The sequence below is a fragment of the Acinetobacter sp. LMB-5 genome, from assembly GCF_001541635.1.
Lineage (GTDB): Bacteria > Pseudomonadota > Gammaproteobacteria > Pseudomonadales > Moraxellaceae > Acinetobacter > Acinetobacter pittii.
The window spans coordinates 1-745 of record NZ_LRDR01000037.1 but is presented as its reverse complement, the minus strand read 5'-3'; the positions used below and the strand labels follow the sequence as shown (position 1 = coordinate 745).

1 protein-coding gene is annotated in these 745 nt (G+C 44.0%); it reads left to right on the top strand.

The genetic code is table 11. The features are described 5' to 3' along the window. On the top strand, positions 1-745 hold a 745-nt coding region (locus tag AW165_RS18380), incomplete at both ends, for a Tn3 family transposase (protein WP_155859656.1).

The window sequence follows — 745 nt, the reverse complement described above, 5'->3', positions numbered from 1 at the left end:
GCGGAATCCTGCCCAGGCACAACTAAAACATCATTGGAAGGCATACAGGCTTGGTATATAAGGGATGAAACGTATTCGTCAGCGTTAGCTGAGCTCGTCAACGCTCAGAAAAAATGTCCGCTGGCTACTTTTTGGGGAGATGGTTCAACGTCGTCTTCTGATGGGCAAAACTTTCGAGTAGGTAACCATGGGCGTTATGCAGGTCAAGTTAATCTTAAATACGGCCAAGAGCCTGGTGTCCAGATTTATACTCATATTTCAGATCAATACAGTCCTTTTTTCACGAAGGTAATCAGTAGAGTCAGAGACTCAACGCATGTGCTTGATGGATTGCTTTATCACGAAAGTGACCTTGAAATAGCCGAGCATTACACCGATACAGCAGGCTTCACAGAGCATGTCTTTGCTTTAATGCATCTACTAGGATTTGCCTTTGCCCCACGAATTAGAGATCTTCATGATAAGCGCTTGTATATAGAAGGAAAGCCGGAGCAATACCCAGGACTTAAATCCATTATCTCTCCAACAAGTTTGAAACCAAAAGATATCGAGCCACATTGGGATGAGGTATTGCGTCTTGCCACATCAATTAGGCAAGGGACAGTCACCGCTTCTCTGATGATGAAAAAACTGGCTAGTTACCCCAAACAGAATGGATTAGCTAAAGCATTAAGAGAAATTGGCAGATTAGAAAGAACGTTGTTCATGCTTGATTGGCTTCGAGATCCGGCTTTGCGCCGCAGAG